At 41.1% G+C, this 14,824-nt stretch carries 15 protein-coding genes; 12 read left to right on the top strand and 3 right to left on the bottom strand.

Annotated features, from left to right (window positions below):
- From ACM44_RS10270 to ACM44_RS10260, 3 genes are all read left to right on the top strand, one after another.
- On the top strand, positions 1–807 hold an 807-nt coding region (locus tag ACM44_RS10270; RefSeq protein WP_152669335.1), incomplete at its 5' end, for a tyrosine-type recombinase/integrase.
- Between the two features lie 116 nt (positions 808–923).
- Positions 924–1,379, top strand: a complete 456-nt coding sequence (locus ACM44_RS10265) for an excisionase family DNA-binding protein (RefSeq protein WP_048499932.1) — start codon at positions 924–926, stop codon at positions 1,377–1,379.
- Positions 1,369–1,932: a PIN domain-containing protein gene (locus ACM44_RS10260; RefSeq protein WP_048499931.1), complete on the top strand. Its 564-nt coding sequence runs from the start codon at positions 1,369–1,371 to the stop codon at positions 1,930–1,932. The genes ACM44_RS10265 and ACM44_RS10260 overlap by 11 nt, the downstream gene beginning before the upstream one ends.
- 149 nt (positions 1,933–2,081) lie before the next feature.
- On the opposite strand, the gene ACM44_RS10255 is transcribed toward ACM44_RS10260, so the two are convergent.
- Complete coding sequence (locus tag ACM44_RS10255; RefSeq protein WP_048499930.1) at positions 2,082–2,759, bottom strand: hypothetical protein; 678 nt, start codon at positions 2,757–2,759, stop codon at positions 2,082–2,084.
- A gap of 671 nt (positions 2,760–3,430) precedes the next feature.
- Positions 3,431–4,972 (bottom strand): T9SS response regulator signal transducer PorX, encoded by a 1,542-nt coding sequence (porX, locus tag ACM44_RS10250; RefSeq protein WP_048499929.1) that lies wholly within the window; start codon positions 4,970–4,972, stop codon positions 3,431–3,433.
- A 230-nt stretch (positions 4,973–5,202) separates the two neighbouring features.
- Between porX and ACM44_RS10245 the strand changes: the two genes are divergently transcribed.
- The 8 genes from ACM44_RS10245 to ACM44_RS10210 all read left to right on the top strand — a co-directional run bounded on the left by ACM44_RS10245 (position 5,203) and on the right by ACM44_RS10210 (position 12,926).
- Entirely contained in the window at positions 5,203–6,417 is a 1,215-nt protein-coding gene (locus tag ACM44_RS10245; RefSeq protein WP_083993712.1) for an HD domain-containing protein, read from the top strand.
- A gap of 57 nt (positions 6,418–6,474) precedes the next feature.
- Entirely contained in the window at positions 6,475–7,515 is a 1,041-nt protein-coding gene (lpxD, locus tag ACM44_RS10240; protein WP_048499928.1) for a UDP-3-O-(3-hydroxymyristoyl)glucosamine N-acyltransferase, read from the top strand.
- 4 nt (positions 7,516–7,519) lie between these two features.
- A complete protein-coding gene (locus tag ACM44_RS10235; protein WP_048499927.1) occupies positions 7,520–8,917 on the top strand; it encodes a bifunctional UDP-3-O-[3-hydroxymyristoyl] N-acetylglucosamine deacetylase/3-hydroxyacyl-ACP dehydratase in 1,398 nt (465 codons plus the stop codon).
- The gene (gene lpxA / locus ACM44_RS10230) at positions 8,918–9,709 is read left to right on the top strand and encodes an acyl-ACP--UDP-N-acetylglucosamine O-acyltransferase (RefSeq protein ID WP_048499926.1); all 792 of its coding nucleotides are present in this window, start codon (positions 8,918–8,920) and stop codon (positions 9,707–9,709) included.
- 63 nt (positions 9,710–9,772) lie between these two features.
- Positions 9,773–10,336 (top strand): elongation factor P, encoded by a 564-nt coding sequence (efp, locus tag ACM44_RS10225; protein WP_048499925.1) that lies wholly within the window; start codon positions 9,773–9,775, stop codon positions 10,334–10,336.
- A gap of 41 nt (positions 10,337–10,377) precedes the next feature.
- Complete coding sequence (locus ACM44_RS10220) at positions 10,378–11,280, top strand: UDP-3-O-(3-hydroxymyristoyl)glucosamine N-acyltransferase (protein WP_048499924.1); 903 nt, start codon at positions 10,378–10,380, stop codon at positions 11,278–11,280.
- 82 nt (positions 11,281–11,362) lie between these two features.
- Complete coding sequence (gene sucD / locus ACM44_RS10215) at positions 11,363–12,235, top strand: succinate--CoA ligase subunit alpha (protein WP_048499923.1); 873 nt, start codon at positions 11,363–11,365, stop codon at positions 12,233–12,235.
- A 22-nt stretch (positions 12,236–12,257) separates the two neighbouring features.
- Positions 12,258–12,926 carry a porin family protein gene (locus tag ACM44_RS10210; protein WP_048499961.1) on the top strand — a complete coding sequence of 223 codons (669 nt, stop codon included), beginning with the start codon at positions 12,258–12,260 and terminating at the stop codon, positions 12,924–12,926.
- Between the two features lie 77 nt (positions 12,927–13,003).
- Here the strand turns inward: ACM44_RS10210 and ACM44_RS10205 are convergent, their stop codons facing one another.
- Positions 13,004–14,206 carry an aminotransferase class I/II-fold pyridoxal phosphate-dependent enzyme gene (locus tag ACM44_RS10205; protein ID WP_048499922.1) on the bottom strand — a complete coding sequence of 401 codons (1,203 nt, stop codon included), beginning with the start codon at positions 14,204–14,206 and terminating at the stop codon, positions 13,004–13,006.
- A gap of 156 nt (positions 14,207–14,362) precedes the next feature.
- On the opposite strand from ACM44_RS10205, the gene ACM44_RS10200 reads away from it, so the two are divergent.
- A complete protein-coding gene (locus ACM44_RS10200) occupies positions 14,363–14,824 on the top strand; it encodes an Lrp/AsnC family transcriptional regulator (protein WP_048499960.1) in 462 nt (153 codons plus the stop codon).

Genomic DNA, 14,824 nt, shown 5'->3' with positions numbered 1-14,824 from the left:
TGGTATCTGCCGGATTTACCTTCTGTACGCTCTGCTTTGCAGATTAATCACAGAGAAATTGGCACCGATCTTCTGGTAAATATAGCTCCAGTGAACCAGGAGGCATTTGTAAAATACATCAATCAGCTGTATTTGAAAGCTTACAGCAACAATACCATCAGAACATATACGGCAGAGTTTGCTCATTTGTTGAGAACTCTTAATCGTTATTCCGTAAATGAACTTTCTCAAGAAAGGCTTAAAGATTATTTTCTCTATTGTGTTAAAAAAGAAAATATAAAAGAAAACCACCTCAACAGCAGGATTAATGCCATAAAATTTTATTTCGAAAAAGTATTGCATAGAGAAAAAATGTTTTTCGACATCCCCCGTCCTAAAACACCAAAACTTCTTCCCAAGATTTTCGACATCCCCCGTCCTAAAACACCAAAACTTCTTCCCAAGATGCTTACCAAAACAGAGATCAAAAAAATTTTTGAACAAACTGAAAATGCTAAACACCTCTTAATGCTACAACTTTCTTACGGAATGGGTTTAAGGGTCTCTGAAATTGTGAACCTTAAAATCTCACACATCAATTCTGAAGATATGCTCGTTCTAATTGCTGGAGCCAAAGGAAAAAAAGACCGATATACCAACTTGCCGCACGCTGTTTTAGAACTTTTAAGAAGTTATTATAAAGAATACAAACCAAAAGAATACCTCTTTGAAGGTCAATATGGCCATGCTTATTCGGTGAGAAGCGTTCAGCAGGTTTTAACCAACGATCATCTACAGTTGCAAACTTTTCATCATTTGGATCATTAACGCGAAGGAGATTTTTTTTGTAATGGTTAAAATCTAATAAATTTTATTTCGTTTGTTTCGTTTATTGCATATATTTTGTTTATATTTGTTCGGATAACAATCTGAAATAGTTGACAATGGAAACTTTACAAAACATAAAAAAACCCACCAAAGCCGAACAAAAAACTGCAATACAGTCATATACTGCTCTGGCTGCTGCTTTACAGCAAATTAGCGGTGATGATACAGAGATAGAAATTGAAGAAACAAAGGCTAAAATCATCATTCCGTCCCGCGCATTGAAACTTTTGGGAGATATTCTAAAATCGATGAGCGAAGGAAATCCAATTTCCCTGGTTCCGGTAGCCACAGAGGTTACCACCCAAAAAGCGGCGGAAATTTTAGGCTGTTCACGCCCACATTTAATTAAACTTTTGGAAGAAGGAGCAATCGATTTTGTAAAAGTTGGAAAGCACCGCCGCATCATGTTCGAAGATGTAATGACGTACCGCCAAAAAATGAAGGATGAACAAAGAAAGCACATCATCGAAATAATGCAAACCGACGAAGAAGACGGATTGTATGATACATAGCGTAAAATTCAAAGCTGTCTTGGATACCAATGTCATGTATCCGATCGTCATACGGGATCTCCTGTTCTGGATGGCTTATTATGATCTTTATACACCCAAATGGAGCGGGAATATTTGTGAAGAATGGAAAGTTGTGCTCATGAGAAAAGGGAAGAGTGAAGAAGAAATCCAGAGAAGAATAGGAAATGCAAATAAGGCGTTTCCCGATGCGTTGGTCCGAAATTATGAATCCTTGGTTGAAATGCTGGAACTTCCCGATCCTGATGACCGACATGCGCTCGCCGCCGCAATAAAATCCAACGCCAACGTCATTGTTACTAATAATCTGAAAGATTTTCCACAGGAATACATTGCAACTTTCGGACTGACCGCACAAAGCGCAGACGATTTTTTGACGGAGATTATAGATCTCAATCCTGAAATTGCCGTTAAAGCATTTCGGGAAATGGTACTCAACCGTAAAAATCCCGCAATGGACGATTATGAGGTGTTGGAAACAATGAGAAAAATTGGCTTACACAACACCGCAAATTATTTACATGCAATGCTCTAAAAGATTTTTATTCACCATGAACACACATGTGAACCTCTTAATAGTATGGGCTTGAATTCTTTAATATTCCACCACACTCCAAAATGTCTTCACTTCCCAGCAAATCAATCAGCGATCTTCCAAAAAAAAGAAATAATCCCCAGAAAATCCTACCCCAAAACCACCGCCGTTTTCCCCGTCATCAAATACCCATCCCCATCAAAAAAACGGATCAACGCAAATTTTAACCAACCGTCACCAACCGTTTCAAATCGTTCATCCTCAGGAATAAAAAACTCAGAACAGGGTAGTGAGACCTCAAAAACGACATCAAAAAAGCGCAAAGAATTTTGTGTTTCATCACAATCAACAAACCGCAGCGTGACTTCCGCTTTCGCACTTTCCTCCGGCAGACGGTCAAAAAACAGCTTCCGTTCCGCAAAAGAATACCGACACCTTTCCCCGTCAGACGCGTTCCATAAAAAGCTTTTAAGAACCGTGCCGCTTTCCGGGTGCTGCAGCCCCTTTGATACGCTGCGTTCCCCTTTGGCGGATTCCCGGTCCAGCTTCATGATTTCGTGCAGCATCTTCGCCATTCGCCCATGAAGAATCGGATCATGGAGCTCCTTTGCAAAAGGCTGAAGCGCCCGCCGCAGTTTCCCGCCAAAACTGGAACACCGCCCAAATTCGGAGGCGTTTTTCCGCACATTGGCATACTTTTCCTCCTTCCGGATTTTCTCACCGTCAAAACCACCCGGCTTTCTCACGATGATCTTGCCGCCCATTTTATAAAAAGAAAGCCCATCCAGCTTTCCTGTAAATTTAAGAATACCTTGAAGTTCTGCCATATCAAATAGGTTTAAGTATTATCCAAAGATAGTACATTATAAGATACAGCATGAATACAGTATAGATATAGTATGGATATAGTATGCTAAATAGGCAGTATAGAAGTGTTCTCTTAAGGCAAAACCCGTGTCAGCCGCATGATCAATGAAGAGTGGGGAAATCAGATAAAGACGGTGATGGACCCGAAAACAGACCGGAAAATAGCCGACCGATCGAAAGGGAATTACCCAAAACAGCGCATCCTGACTAATGGGTGAGAAACAGGCTGCAGGATATTTTTAAACCGGATTAAAAGAAAGGGATTTTCGGGGCCAATTCATTTGGTGAATCCCAAAGTCCGGCGACCCATTTTTGGCGTTTTTCGGTAAGGTCAATTTTTAGTTTTAATCTGTCGTTGGATTTTTCAAAATTCGCCTTCATCGCAAATGTGCTGTAGCACAGGATGGACTATTTTTTTTAAGGTCTTCTTAATAGTAAAGAACAACTCGAATTTCATGCCTCGATTTCCTTAAACGCTACGCATCAGGATTTTAAGAACTAAAACTAATGGTTTTTTATAACGCCTAATTTCGGTGATGGCATAAAATTAGCAAGGCCACAAAAAAGGGCGGAAAAAACAGTGGTATTTTCCGCCCCAAGAACCCAAATCAAATAAACTATGAAAAAAAAACTATTTGGGCTCCAAAATGCTGATCGGAATTATGCATTCTTCCAATGAAATTCCGCCGTGCTGATAAGTGTCCCTATAATAATTCACGAAGTGGTTATAATTTTTCGGATAGGCCAAGAAGATGTTGTTTTTTGCGAAAATATATTTCGAACTCAGATTTCCCTTCGGTAAAAACAGTTTCTCAGGATTAGAAATTGCCCAAACATCATTGTTTTCGTAGGTCAAACTTCGTCCCGTTTTGTACCGGATATTGGTGGAGGTTTCCCGGTCGCCCACTACTTTGCTCGGTTTTTTCACATAGATTGTTCCGTGGTCGGTAGTAATAATGAGTTTGAAGCCATTTTCAGCCGCTGCCTTGATGATTTTCATTAAAGATGAATTTTCAAACCAATTATAAGTCAGCGAGCGGAAAGTCTTGTCATCCCGAATCAACTGGTTCACAATCACATTGTCGGTTTTCGCATGGGAAAGGATATCGATAAAATTGTAAACGATGACCAGCAAATCATTGTGCTTGTGCTGGTTGAAATCGTCGAAGATTTTTCTTTCAAAATCGGCATTCAGGATTTTCAGGTATTTCATTGATTTCGCTGAAAGTCCCAAACGCTTCATCTGGTCCTCCAAGAAATCCCTTTCATGCTCATTTTTGTTGCCTTCCTCATTGTCATTAAACCAATACTGCGGAAATCTTTTTTCGATTTCAGACGGAAGCAGTCCGGCAAAAAATGAGTTTCTAGCATATTGTGTCGCAGTGGGCAAGATCGAAAAATAGTAATCTTCCGAAGTCTTGTTGTAATATTTGGTGAAAAGCGGTTCGATGACTTTCCACTGGTCATACCGCAGATTGTCCACCATTAATAGGAGTACTTTATCTTTTTCTACTTCTGCTTTCACCTTATCTTTGAATAAGGTGTGGCTCATCATCGGCTTGTCGCCGCCATGCAGCCAATCCTCGTAATTTCTCTCGATAAATTTGGCAAACTGGATGTTCGCTTCTTCCTTTTGAGACTGCAGCAAATCCGCAAATTCATTGTCGGAAACTTTGTCGAATTTAATTTCCCAGTTCAGGATTTTCTTGTAATATTCCGCCCAATCCTGGTAGGTTTTCAGATAAGAAAGTTCCATGGAAAGGTTCCGGAATTCCTGCTGATATTCCAAAATCGTTTTCTGTTCCACCAAAGATTCTTCCTGCAGGTTTTTCTTGAGCGAAAGCAGAACCTGGTTTGGATTCACGGGTTTCAGGATGTAGTCTGCGATTTGGGAACCGATCGCCTGTTCCATGATTTGCTCCTCCTCATTCTTGGTCACCATCACAATTTTGATGGCGGAATCTATATTTTTAATCATGGGAATCGCTTCCAAACCGCTTATTCCCGGCATATTTTCATCCAGCAAAGCCAATTGGTAATTTTCTTTCTCAATCATTTCCAATGCCTCATTGACATTGTTTATGGGAGTTATGTCATAGCCTTTGCTTTCTAAAAATACGATATGGGGTTTTAGTAAATCTACTTCATCATCTATCCAAATCAGTTTTGCCATATATTTCTTTGTTTTAATTGTAAGTTGGAGAATTTTATCCAGCTTATAGGTGCATCAAAAATACAACCAAACTTTGCCAAGATTTCTTTAATAGGACGTTAAAATTTGGTTAATTTTAAAACAACCGTTTAAATTGCCAAATAGTCCGTGGAATAAAAAGAAAACTTAACTTTGTGCGTCTAATGGTGACTGCTGCATCAATGGCCGCAATGGAACCAAAATACTCCTCGATGTTGACTAACAAATTCAAAATCATCAACGATCCTGTTCACGGATTCATCAATTTGCCGCATGAAATTATTTTTGATGTCATCGAGCATCCCTATTTTCAAAGATTAAGGCGGATTTCCCAAACCGGTTTGCTGAATTTGATTTTCCCCGGTGCCACACACACCAGATTCCATCATGCTTTAGGTGCGATGCATCTGATGTTTACGGCGTTGGAAACTTTAAAATTAAAAGGAATAACGATTTCGAAAGAGGAAGAAAAATCTGCGATGCTGGCCATTTTACTCCACGATATTGGACACGGTCCTTTCTCCCATGCGCTGGAAAATATGCTGATGGATGATTGGCACCATGAAAAATTGTCACTTTTGCTGATGAATAAAATGAATGAGCAATTCGGTGGTGAACTTTCAATGGCGCTGGAAATGTTTCAGGGAAAATACCATAGGAAGTTTTTCAACCAGCTAATTTCATCACAACTGGATGTGGACCGGTTGGATTATTTGCGGCGGGACAGCTTTTTCAGCGGGGTTTCCGAAGGAAATATCAATACCCAGCGGATTATTTCCATGATGAATGTTTCCGATGAGGAACTGGTGATCGATGCGAAGGGAATTTATTCCATCGAAAATTACCTCACGGCGCGAATGTTCATGTATTGGCAGGTTTATTACCACAAAACATCGGCATTGGCGGAACATCTTTTGGTTAAAATCCTGAAACGGGCGAAAGAGCTGGTTTCCGAAGGGAAAGAATTGCCCGCATCAGAGAACCTGAAATATTTTCTGCATAGAAATCACTTTGAAAAAGCAACCGGCGAAGATATTCAGCGATTCACGGAACTGGACGATAACGATGTGATTCAGGCGATGAAATTCTGGACCACCAACGAGGATTTTGTGCTCTCTTACCTGTGCAAATGTGTGATTCAGAGAAATTTGCCCAAAACCATCATTTCATCCAAACCATTTGAACCAGATTTTATTAAGGAAAAAATAACGAAAACGAACGAAAAGTTCCATATTGAAAATGGTGCCGAATTGGTGGACGAAATCTCCAGAAGTCTGCTTCCGTACAATTCCGAAAAGCAGCCCATTTACCTCCTTCAAAAAAACGGACTGAAAATCACGCTGGAAAATTCTGAGAACCAGATTCTTTCTTCATCCATCAGTCAAATGAATACGAAATATATCTTGTCTTTTCCAAGGGAAATTTGAATCTTAAAATTCGTAAAAATTTAGCGTGTATTTCATAATTTCTTATCTTTGCAGGATATGGAATTTACAGCTTCTCAGATTGCAAGTTTTGTCAACGGAAAAATTATTGGTGATGAAAATGCCGTGATTACAGGTGTTTCGCCAATCGAAAGTGGGGAAAACGGCCATCTTTCTTTCGTTGCGCAGGAAAGATTTGCAGACTTTATAGAGTCCTCGAAGTGTTCGGTGCTGATTGTTTCAGAAAAACTTTTGACCAAAAAAGACTACTCAAAAACCATCATAGTGGTGGAAGATGCCTATTTGTCATTTCAGATTTTGATGAATCTTTACAAAGAAATGCAGGGTAGAAAAAGTGGGATCGAAGACGGAGCAGTTTTTCACGAAACTTCTGTGGTTGGTGAAAATGTTTATGTAGGCGCATTCACCTGTGTTTCTGAAAAAGTGAAAATCGGCGACGAGACCCAAATTTATCCCCACGTCTATATCGGCAAAAATGTGAAGATCGGCAAAAACTGTGTGCTTTACAGCGGGGTTAGAATTTATGACTACTGCGTTATCGGCGATAATTGCATCATCCATTCCAACACCGTCATCGGCTCGGATGGTTTTGGTTTCCAACTCACCAAAGAAGGATACCAAAAAATCCCCCAACTAGGAAACGTGGTGGTGGAAGATAACGTGGAAATTGGTTCCAACTGCAGTATTGACCGAGGAACGATCGGTTCCACCATTATCGGAAAAGGAACGAAAATAGACAATCTGATCCAAATTGCCCACAACGTGAAAATCGGAACAAACAACGTGATCGCCGCACAAGCAGGAATCGCTGGTTCCACTGTCATCGGCGATTGGAACATGATCGGCGGGCAAGCCGGAATTGTGGGCCACATCCAAATTGGAAACCAAGTGAAAATCCAGGCCCAAAGTGGAGTGAACAGCAGCACAAAAGATGGCGATATCCTTTATGGTTCACCTGCGATCAGCGCCAGCGATTACCGAAGAAATTATGTCCATTTTAGAAATTTCACCGAAATTGTGTCGAAGATGAATGAAATGGCAGCACGAATAAAAGAACTTGAAAATAACTCAAAAGATTAAACTAGTGAGTGATAAACAAAAAACATTAAAAGAAGAAGTTTCACTTTGCGGAATTGGTCTTCATACAGGTCATGAAGTCACGCTCACCATAAAGCCGGCCAAAGAAAATACCGGTTTTGTGTTTGTGAGAACCGATTTGGAAGGAACTCCACATGTGGAAGCAGACGTGAATTATGTGACCACCACCGAACGAGGAACAACTCTGGAAAAACTGGGTGTGAAAATCCATACCTGCGAACATGTCTTGGCAGCACTGGTAGGATGTGATGTGGACAATGCCATTCTGGAACTTAATAGCGCGGAGCCGCCGATTATGGATGGTTCCTCGATATTTTTTGTGGAAGCCATCGAAAAAGCCGGAATTGTAGAGCAGAATGCAAACCGAGAATACTTGGTAATCCGGGAGGTTTTGAATTATGTCGAGCCATCAACCGGTTCGGAAATTACCATCATTCCTTCCGATACTTATGAAGTGACCACCATGGTTGATTTCGGCACTAAAGTGTTGGGAACTCAGAATGCTACCATGAAAGACATCTCAGAGTTTAAGGAGGAGATTTCTTCGGCAAGAACTTTCAGCTTCCTTCACGAGCTGGAAATGCTTCTGGATGCAGGTTTGATTAAAGGGGGAGATATTTCAAACGCCATCGTTTATGTGGACAAGGAACTGACTCCGGAAACCGCGGAAAAACTCAAAAAAGCCTTCAATAAAGAGGAGGTTTCAATTCGTCCGAATGGAATTTTAGACAATCTAAATCTCAATTATCCAAATGAAGCCGCCCGACACAAATTATTGGATGTGATCGGAGATTTGGCTTTGGTCGGCGTGAAACTAAAAGGTAAAGTCATCGCAAACAAACCAGGGCATTTCGTGAATACCCAGTTTGCAAAAAAATTAAACAGACAGTGGAAATTGCAAAAGAAAAAAAATGTCCCGGATATAGACATCCATAAAGAGCCGGTTTTCGACATCAATGGAATCATGAGATTGATGCCGCATCGACCTCCGTTTTTATTGATCGATAAGGTATTGGAATTATCGGATTCCCACGTGGTTGGGTTAAAGAATGTGACCATGAACGAGCCATTCTTCGTGGGGCATTTCCCGAAAGAACCTGTGATGCCGGGAGTTCTGCAGGTGGAAGCATTGGCGCAAACCGGTGGAATTTTGGTGTTGGCAAGTGTTCCCGATCCGGAAAATTATTCCACTTATTTCATCAAAATCGATAAAGTGAAATTCAAGAAAAAAGTGGTTCCAGGAGATACCATGGTTTTCAAAATAGAACTCATAACTCCCATCAGGAGAGGGATTGTACACATGCAGGGATTTGGATATGTTGGTGACAGTGTAGTGGTAGAAGCTGAATTGATGGCGCAAGTTGCAAAAAATAATCCAGACTAAATGGTACATCAATTAGCTGCCGTTGACAAACGTGCAAAAATCAAGAAAAACGTCATCGTAGAACCTTTTACTACCATTGCAGGTGATGTGGAAATCGGTGAAGGAACGTGGATAGGACCTAATGTGACCATCATGGACGGGGCCAGAATCGGTAGAAATTGCCGTATTTTTCCGGGAACAGTTATTTCCGCGATTCCCCAGGATCTGAAATTTGATGGCGAAGATACGCAGGTGATTATCGGTGATGGAACTACCATCAGAGAATGTGTCACGGTGAACAGGGGAACAAAAGCACTCGGCTATACCAAACTTGGAAAAGACTGCCTCATCATGGCGACTTCCCATATTGCGCACGACTGCGTCATCGGGAACAACGTGATCATCGTGAATGGCTGCGGAATCGCAGGTCATGTGGAAATCGGTGACCACACCGTAATGGGCGGACTTTCAGCGGTTCACCAGTTCGGAAAAATCGGGAAACACGTGATGATTTCCGGTGGAACTTTGGTGAGAAAAGACATCCCACCTTATGTGAAGGTAGCAAGAGAGCCCATGTCTTACGCCGGAATTAATTCTGTTGGGTTGAGAAGAAGAGGTTTTACCAACGATAAAATCTTTGAAATCCAAAAAATTTACCGCGCAATCTTCCAAATGAAAATGAACGTTTCGCAAGCTTCTGCTTTTATTGAAAAGGAAATGCTCCCAACAGCAGAAAGAGACGAAATCCTAGAATTCATCAGAAACTCACCAAGAGGAATCGTGAAGGGTTACGGAACCGGAAAAGATTCATAAGCATCTGATATTAAATATTTTAAATTTACAATAACGAAAATAAACACTAACTTAATTTTTTAGATGGCAACAAGCAACGATATCAAAAAGGGACTTTGCATTGAATACAGCAACGATATCTTCAAAGTAATCGAATTTTTACACGTGAAACCGGGCAAAGGTCCAGCTTTCGTGAGAACTAAACTGAAATCGGTAACCAACGGAAAAGTAATCGACAATACTTTTTCTGCTGGTCACAAAATTGACGAGGTAAAAGTAATCACCAGAAAGTTCCAGTACCTTTATGAAGACGACAATGGATTCCACTTTATGAATAATGACGATTTCTCCCAAATCTATCTGAACAAAGAAATGATTGAGAATTCCCAATTCATGAAAGCGGGTGAAGAAGTGACCATTATTTTGAAAGAAGCTGATGAAACACCTCTTTCAGCAGAAATTCCGCCAACCGTTTATTTGGATGTCATCGAAGCCGATCCCGGAGTAAAAGGAAACACCGCGACCAACGCTTTGAAAAACGCGATCGTGGAAACCGGAGCCAGAGTGATGGTTCCGCTGTTCATCGAGCCGGGAGATAAGATTAAAATCAACACCGAAGACGGATCTTATTTGGAAAGAGTGAAGTAATTTGCGAAATACGAATCTAGAATAAGTCTTCTCCATCAATAATGACTTTCAAAAATCCTCAGACCCTCCAAACGATTGCTGAATTAATCGGGGCTAAAATGATTGGTGACGCGAATTTTCAAGTTCTTGGAACCAATGAAATCCACATGGTGAAACCGGGTGAAATCGTTTTTGTGAATCACCCAAAATATTACGAAAAAGCACTGAATTCTCCCGCAACCATTATTCTCATTGACAAAGAAGTGGATTGCCCGGATGGAAAAGCATTGCTGGTTTCAGATGATCCGTTTAGGGATTTTAACAAAATCAATACCCATTTCACCAGAATCTACAATTTCACAGAAGAACTTCATGATGTGGAAATCGGTGACGGAACGAAGATCCATCCTTCCGCAGTCATTGGAAATGACGTGAGAATTGGAGAAAACTGCCACATTTTTCCAAATGTGGTCATTGGTGACCGAACCGTCATTGGCGACAACGTCATCATTCAATCCAACACGGTTTTGGGCGGAGACGCGTTTTATTACCGAAAACTGAATGGAAATTTTGACCGGCTGATTTCAGTTGGAAATGTGGTCATTGAAAATAATGTGGAAATCGGTAACGGATGTACCATTGACCGCGGAGTCACGGATGCTACAGTTATTGGTGAAGGTTCTGTTTTGGACAATCAAATCCAGATAGGCCACGATACCGTAATCGGAAAAAAATGTCTGATCGCCTCGCAAACCGGAATTGCGGGTTGCTGTGTGATTGAGGACGAGGTCACCATTTGGGGGCAGGTCGGCATGGCTTCAGGAATTCGAATTGAAAGCGGCACCGTGCTTTTGGCAAAATGCGGAGTAAACCGTGACTTGAAAAAAGGAACCTACTTTGGGCCCATCGCGGAAGAATTCCGGGATTATCTGCGCAAGGAAGTGAAGCTAAAAAATTTGAAATAGACCGCAAGACTCGCAGGATTTCGAATTTTATTAAGTATTTTTGTACGTATTTAAATAAAAAAATAAACATAAAAAATAAAAAATGTCAGTATTAGTAAACAAAGATTCAAAAGTAATCGTACAGGGTTTTACAGGGAATGAGGGAACTTTCCATGCAGGTCAGATGATCGAGTATGGAACCAATGTGGTAGGTGGGGTTACTCCAGGAAAAGGCGGTTCCGAGCATTTAGGAAAACCGGTTTTCAACACGGTTGCAGATGCGGTAGAAAAAGCCGGAGCAAATGTTTCTATTATTTTTGTGCCACCTGCATTTGCTGCAGATGCAATTATGGAAGCGGCGGAAGCAGGAATCAAAGTAATCGTTGCCATCACCGAAGGAATTCCGGTGGAAGACATGGTGAAAGTGAAATCTTATATTGCTGACAGAGATTGCCGACTGATCGGACCAAACTGTCCGGGAATCATCACTTCAGACGAAGCAAAAATCGGAATTATGCCCGGATTTGTTTTCAAAAAAGGAAAAGTGGGTATCGTTTCCAAATCCGGAACATTAACTTACGAAGCTGCAGACCAAGTAGTGAAAGCAGGTTACGGTGTTTCAACCGCGATCGGAATCGGAGGTGACCCCATCATCGGAACTACTACAAAAGAAGCTTTGGAACTCTTCATCAACGATCCTGAAACAGAAGCAGTAGTGATGATCGGCGAAATCGGTGGAAATCTGGAAGCTGAAGCTGCAAGATGGTACAAAGCAAGCGGTTCCAAAAAACCTGTTGTCGGATTCATCGCCGGACAAACCGCACCGAAAGGAAGAACCATGGGACACGCCGGTGCAATCGTAGGTGGGGCTGAAGATACCGCACAGGCAAAAATGGCCATCATGAGAGAAAACGGAATCAATGTGGTGGATTCACCCGCTGAGATCGGTTCTACTGTGGCCAAAGTTCTTGGCTGATAAAAACAAAAAACACAACATCATGAAAAAAATATTAGTGGGTTCTTGGCTTTTTGCGTCAGTTTGCCTATTTGCACAAATTGATGTGAAAAATACCCGATTTGGATTAACGGCAGGTGCCACTTATTCCAGAATTAGTAATGCGCATAATCCCAGCGGACCACGTTACTCTTTTTATGCAGGTGCTTTGGCGCAGATTCCAATTGGCCAAAATGATCAGTTTTATTTGCAACCGGAGGTGGAGTATTGGGGTGCGGGAGAAACCGGAAAAGACAAAAATGCCCAATCAAGTAAAGGTTATGATGCGGTGTATGCCAACAATTACATCAGCGTTCCGATTTACTTCAAAGCATATTTGTCAGAAGCAGAATCAGAATTTTTTGCGATTGCCGGTCCGAAATTCAATATCCTGATTGATCAGAAGGTGACGGATCCAAGTAAACCGTATTATGCGGTGGATCAATTACCTGAATATCCAGGAGTTAACGGAAAAGCGGCAAGTCTGAACTTTGCCGTGAGTCTGGGTTTAGGGTATTCCCTAAAGCGTCAATTGGAACTCACCGCGCGTTATGATATTGGTCTAAGCAATACCTACAAAGGATTGATGAGTGAACCAGGATCGGATCCTAATATTGCAAAAGGCAAATCTGAACAGGTTTTAAGTGTTGGATTAAGCTATATTTTTCGTTAAATTTTCAGTCATATAAAAAAAATCCCGCCGGAATATTTTTCAGGCGGGAATTTTTTTGGTAGCGTTTATGGTCGGTTTTAAATCAACCCCACTTTCTTCATACACCATTTCATCTTTTCGTAAGTCCTCTCGATATCGTGGTCCAGACCAATGGAGAAACGAATCAGTCCATCAGAAAGACCCATTTCCATTCTTTCCTCTTCCGGGATTTCAGAGGAAGTGGAACTTCCCGAGGCGGAAAATAAAGTTTTATAGAATCCCAAACTCACTGCCAGATAACCCAAATTTTCATTTTGCATCAACTCCATCAGTTCATTGGCTTTTTCCACCGTTTTCACATCCAAAGTCAGCAAGCCGCCAAATCCGTATTCGGCGTGCATGATTCGTTTGTAAAGCTCGTGATTTTTGTGGCTTTTCAATCCGGGATATTTCACGATCAGTCCGTCTTTTTCGAATTTTTCTGCCAGGAACATAGCGTTCTCACTGTGTTTCTTCATTCGGATATGCAAAGTCCGCAAATTCTTCAGAATGCTTGATGCGCGCAGACTATCCATGGTCGGTCCAAGCAGCATGCAGGCTCCGGTATTTACACTTTTCAAATCATCGATGAATTGCTGGTCAGCACAAATAACTCCACCTACCGAATCGCTGCTTCCATTGATGAATTTCGTCAAACTGTGTATCGTAATATCTGCTCCCAGCAATTGCGGTGAAATGGAGAGCGGCGAAAAGGTATTGTCCACAATCAATTTCAAATGATGCTTTTTGCATATTTGCGAAAGCGCTTCTATATCTGCAACTTCCAAAAGGGGATTACTTACTGATTCGCAATAAATGACCTTGGTGTTTTCGTTGATGGCCGCTTCCACTTTTTCCAGATTGGTGATGTCCACAAATGAGGTTTGTATTTTGAAATCCGGCAAGAAATTTTTCATAAAGGCATAAGTTCCGCCATAAATAGTTCTGCTCGAAACAATATGGTCTCCGCTTTTGCAGAGTTGCAGGAGACTGGAAGTAATCGCACCCATTCCCGAAGCGGTCACATTCGCTCCTTCAGTTCCTTCTAAACTGGCGAGTGCTTTCGCAAGATAAAGGTTGCTGGGCGAAGAATGTCTGGAATAAAGATAACAACCGTCCGTATTTCCTTCAAAAGTGTCGAACATTGTTTTGGCAGAAAGAAATGTGTAAGTAGAACTGTCTGAAATAGATGGGTTTACCCCGCCAAATTCTCCGAAAAACTGCAAATCCTGAATATTGTTTGCCGCATTAAAAGTTTCCATTGTTTGATTTTTTTATATAGCGTAAATGTGGAAATTTTTAAATTTTAAAACAATGATTGATGAATTATTCCGAAAATGAATTGCTTTTATATGTAAATGTTAGATTTAAAAATTATATTGGCTAAATTTGGCCTAAAATTTCCAAATATTATTCTGATGAATATTGACGAAAAGGATAAGAAATTACTCATTTTGCTTCAGCAGGATTCCAAAAAGACCACAAAAGAGTTGGCGGACCAACTAGAAATGTCGGTCACCGCAGTTTTTGAAAGAATCAAGAAATTGGAAAGGAACAAGCTGATCTCGAAATATGTCGCACTGGTGGACAAAAAACTGGTGAAGCGCGATTTCGTGGTGCTCTGCCATGTGAAACTGTTGCAGCACACCAAGGAACATATCACCAATTTCGAGCGGGAAATAGTGAAATTTCCCGAAATTTTGGAATGTTTCCACGTAAGCGGTGATTATGACTACATCCTAAAAATATGCCTTGAAAGCATTGAGGAATACCGGGAGTTCATGGTGACTAAACTCACCTCCATGCAGCACATCGCCAGTACACACAGCTCATTTTCGATCAAGGAAGTGAAAAATTCGACCGTGGTCTTTCCGGGTTGA

The sequence above is a fragment of the Chryseobacterium koreense CCUG 49689 genome, from assembly GCF_001045435.1.
GTDB classification, from domain to species: Bacteria; Bacteroidota; Bacteroidia; order Flavobacteriales; family Weeksellaceae; genus Kaistella; species Kaistella koreensis.
The sequence above is the reverse complement of the archived record's forward strand: the minus strand, read 5'-3'. Positions and strand labels throughout refer to the sequence as shown.

Bases quoted from the DNA above. Each gene is read 5' to 3' on its own strand.
- ACM44_RS10265 (WP_048499932.1), top strand. From the start codon at position 924: ATGGAAACTTTACAAAACATAAAAAAACCCACCAAAGCCGAACAAAAA.
- ACM44_RS10260 (WP_048499931.1), top strand. From the start codon at position 1,369: ATGATACATAGCGTAAAATTCAAAGCTGTCTTGGATACCAATGTCATG.
- ACM44_RS10255 (WP_048499930.1), bottom strand. From the start codon at position 2,759: ATGGCAGAACTTCAAGGTATTCTTAAATTTACAGGAAAGCTGGATGGG.
- porX (WP_048499929.1), bottom strand. From the start codon at position 4,972: ATGGCAAAACTGATTTGGATAGATGATGAAGTAGATTTACTAAAACCC.
- ACM44_RS10245 (WP_083993712.1), top strand. From the start codon at position 5,203: ATGTTGACTAACAAATTCAAAATCATCAACGATCCTGTTCACGGATTC.
- lpxD (WP_048499928.1), top strand. From the start codon at position 6,475: ATGGAATTTACAGCTTCTCAGATTGCAAGTTTTGTCAACGGAAAAATT.
- lpxA (WP_048499926.1), top strand. From the start codon at position 8,918: ATGGTACATCAATTAGCTGCCGTTGACAAACGTGCAAAAATCAAGAAA.
- efp (WP_048499925.1), top strand. From the start codon at position 9,773: ATGGCAACAAGCAACGATATCAAAAAGGGACTTTGCATTGAATACAGC.
- ACM44_RS10220 (WP_048499924.1), top strand. From the start codon at position 10,378: ATGACTTTCAAAAATCCTCAGACCCTCCAAACGATTGCTGAATTAATC.
- sucD (WP_048499923.1), top strand. From the start codon at position 11,363: ATGTCAGTATTAGTAAACAAAGATTCAAAAGTAATCGTACAGGGTTTT.
- ACM44_RS10210 (WP_048499961.1), top strand. From the start codon at position 12,258: ATGAAAAAAATATTAGTGGGTTCTTGGCTTTTTGCGTCAGTTTGCCTA.
- ACM44_RS10205 (WP_048499922.1), bottom strand. From the start codon at position 14,206: ATGGAAACTTTTAATGCGGCAAACAATATTCAGGATTTGCAGTTTTTC.
- ACM44_RS10200 (WP_048499960.1), top strand. From the start codon at position 14,363: ATGAATATTGACGAAAAGGATAAGAAATTACTCATTTTGCTTCAGCAG.